The 3,038-nt window shown below is 70.0% G+C and carries 2 protein-coding genes; both read right to left on the bottom strand.

The window, feature by feature from the left end; translation table 11 throughout:
- Positions 1-12 precede the first annotated feature (12 nt).
- The gene (locus ADK60_RS22545) at positions 13-1,578 is read right to left on the bottom strand and encodes an ISL3 family transposase (protein WP_053648450.1); all 1,566 of its coding nucleotides are present in this window, start codon (positions 1,576-1,578) and stop codon (positions 13-15) included.
- 1,035 nt (positions 1,579-2,613) lie between these two features.
- A partial coding sequence (locus ADK60_RS45830) for a peptidoglycan-binding protein (RefSeq protein WP_199839721.1) occupies positions 2,614-3,038 on the bottom strand: 425 nt, incomplete at its 5' end.

The following is a 3,038-nucleotide window of genomic DNA, read 5'->3' as shown; positions in this document are numbered from 1 at the left end:
CCGAGACCGCCACTACCTCGACGTGATGCACAAGCACACGGCTTGACATCGCTGATTCCACAGAATGATCTTGTTGTTGTGGCCCTCGACGGCGCCGGAACTGTAGCGCAGACTCAAGCCGGCGATGACGGCGTCGAGGTCCTGGCCCAGGCCGACCGTGAAGGTGTGCAGGGCCGGGATCGAGTCGCCCTGCACTTGTGCGATCCAACCCTTGAGCTCGTGTCCGCGGCGGTTATTCATCAACTCGGCGAATGACCTGACGTGTTGGGCGGTGCGGTCCAGAGCGGGACACCGTGCCAGGACCTCCTTGAGCCTCTGGGCCTGGTCCTCGTCGAGGCTGTCGGGGTGGCGCGTGATCCAGCTGGTCACGTCCCTGGTCGAAGGCTTCCTGCGGGGCGGATCGGAGTTCGGGAAGGCCTCCCGTAGCTTGCGTGCGTAGGCCTTGACGACTTGCTCGCCGCCGGAGTAGCCGCGTTCTTGGAGTTCTTCGAACAGGCGGCGGGCGACGGTGCAGCCCTGGGCCCACCGCTGGTGGAGGTAGGGCTTGTAGGGGTCGAGGATGCTGGTGCGGCCCGTCCACTTGCCGACCAGCAGTTCGTCCGGGTCCGCGGCGTGGGCCAGGCGGCGGACGGTGTTGCGGGCCAGGCCCAGGCGGCGCGCGATCTCGCGCAGTGCCACCCCGGTCCTCAGGAGCGCGTGGACGGCCGCGTGCTGTTCGCGGATTCGGTCGGACAGGCGTCCGGTGCGGCGCGGCCCGGCTTCGGTCGACGCGGGCAGTGAGCCGTCCGCCGGCGGGGCAGGGTGGCTGGCGGCCGTCGCGGGTAGTTCGTGCAGCAGTGCCCGGTGGTGGACGACGGTCTTCTCGACGGCTTCCGCGAGGTTCTTCCAGATATGCCACCTGTCTGCAACGTGGATCGCGTCGGGGGCGCCGAGTCGTCCGGCTTCGGCGTAGGCGGCGGAGCGGTCGCGGCAGATCACCTGGACGCCCGGGTGCTCGGCCAGCCAGCGGGCGACGGTCTCGACGGTGCGGTCGGGCAGCAGGTCGACGGGCCGGCGCGTCTCGATGTCGACCAGGATCGTCGCGTAGACGTGCCCCTTGCGCAGTGCGAACTCGTCCACTCCGAGCACGCGAGGCGTCGTCGGTGCGCTCTCGGGTAACGCTCGTATCAGCCGCAGCAGCGTGGACCGGCTCACCGGAGCGGCGAGAGCGCCCGCCAACCGGGCGCCGGCACGGCCCGCGAGCATGAGGGCCACCTGCAGCAAAGCGGTCTGCAGGCTCTGGCTCCGCCGCCCGTGGCGGAAGGTCAGACCTGGGACCTGCTCGGCGAACGTCGCCTGCGGGCAGGCTCGTTGGCGGCACCGGAACCGGCGGACCTGCAATTCGATGACCACACGCCGCTGGCCCGCCGCCGTATCGTCCAAGCGGCGTACGTACCGGCTGTGGACCCGCGTCGAGGTGGTTCCACAGGCCGGGCACTCGGCCCGGCTGGTCGTCGCGGCGGCCTGGACGGTCACCAGCTCGTCTCGGATGACGATGGTGTCGAGGAACCAGAGGTCTTGGAGGAGCGCATCAGTCACGAGGGTTCATGATCGCGGTTTCGGTGACCCTCCGTGGCCCTGGCACGGAAAGTGATCCAGAACCATTTTTCAGAGACTGGCGACAGCTGGAGCATGGCGGTGGAGGCATCTGCCTACGCGGCGGGGGTTGCTTCGTCGATGGGCCTCAACTGCTTCGACCCGCAGGCACGGCAACTCCGGCCCTGACGACGGCCCGGGAGCGGTCGGACCTTTGCTGGCCTGCGTCGACCAGATTGTTTGAGACGGGTTGTCACCCCTTCGCGTGACAGTATCCGGCTCTCGGCCACGGTGGTCCGCAGGGTACTCCACCCCCGCAGTGACGGGGACGATCCCGGCAGGGCGGAGGTGTTCATGGACGGGTCCGCAGTGGTGGCCTCCGCCCGGGAGTGAAGCCGAACAGGGGACGGGCAGGCACCCGACCCGCCTCCCCGTTGCCGGTCGAAGGCGCGTTCGCGGCACGGCGCCGGTCGGGGACGACCGCCCGAGGTGCCGCGGACGGTCGTCCGCCGAAGTCCCAGGCCTCCTCGACCGCCGGCCCCTGCATGTCGAGCTTGATCAGACACGAGGCGATGACCCCCTCGTTGCGGCCGGACTCCTGCGACAGCTCGGCGAGCGACATCCCCGTCGACCGGCGCACCGGGACGGCGGGCGAGCGCAAGCGCCGGATGGCGCGGCTTCACATACCGCAGCTCCGGAGGCCGGGACGGTCGATGAACTATGAGCAACCGTCCGTACAGCCATACGTTCGACAACAGGTTTCGGCCGAACCGGGGCGGCCTGCAGTGAGCACCGCAGCTCTGTGTGCTGCCGGTTACCCTCCCCCGCGGTCTGCCCGGGGTCCCGGCCGTCGCGATCGAGACAACCGGCGGCCAGGGAGCGGGCCCAGCGCTGCGCGGTGCGCACCGAGACGCCAGCGGCCTGGGCGGGCCGGGCGGTGCCCTCTTTGGTGCCTCGGCCTGCGGGCCTGTTCAGGCCTGGGCAGAAGGCGAGATGGAGAGGCCGGAGGGCCCCGCTCTGTGAGCGGGGCCCTGTCGGTCAGCTCTTGGGTACGCGGAGCTTGTCCCAGCTGCCCTTGCCGGGCCAGCCGTCGGCGTTGGTGCCGGTGTAGCCGAGCTTCTGCTGCCACTTCTGGTAGGAGAGGCGGTCGGCCTCGGACCACTGCGGGCCGGCCCCGAGCTCGTAGGCGCTGCATCCTTCGGCGATCAGGCGCAGGCCCATGGCCGTCATGATCGGGCTGCGGGGGTTGTTCTGGAACCAGGTGACGCCGGGGAAGGGTTCGTACTGCAGGGTGCCCTGGCGAGGGACGCGCAGCTGGTCCCAGGTGGTGCGTCCGGGCCAGCCGTCGGCGTTGGCGCCGCTGTAGCCGAGCTTCTCCTGCCAGGCCTTGTAGGAGGCCTGGTCGGTCTGCGACCACTGCGGCCCCGGACCACTCGTGTACTTCCCGCAGCCCTCCTCGACCA

Source organism: Streptomyces sp. XY431 (genome assembly GCF_001279805.1).
GTDB lineage: Bacteria > Actinomycetota > Actinomycetes > Streptomycetales > Streptomycetaceae > Kitasatospora > Kitasatospora purpeofusca.
Note: the sequence above shows the minus strand (reverse complement) of the source record. Positions and strands in the feature narration are given on the sequence as shown.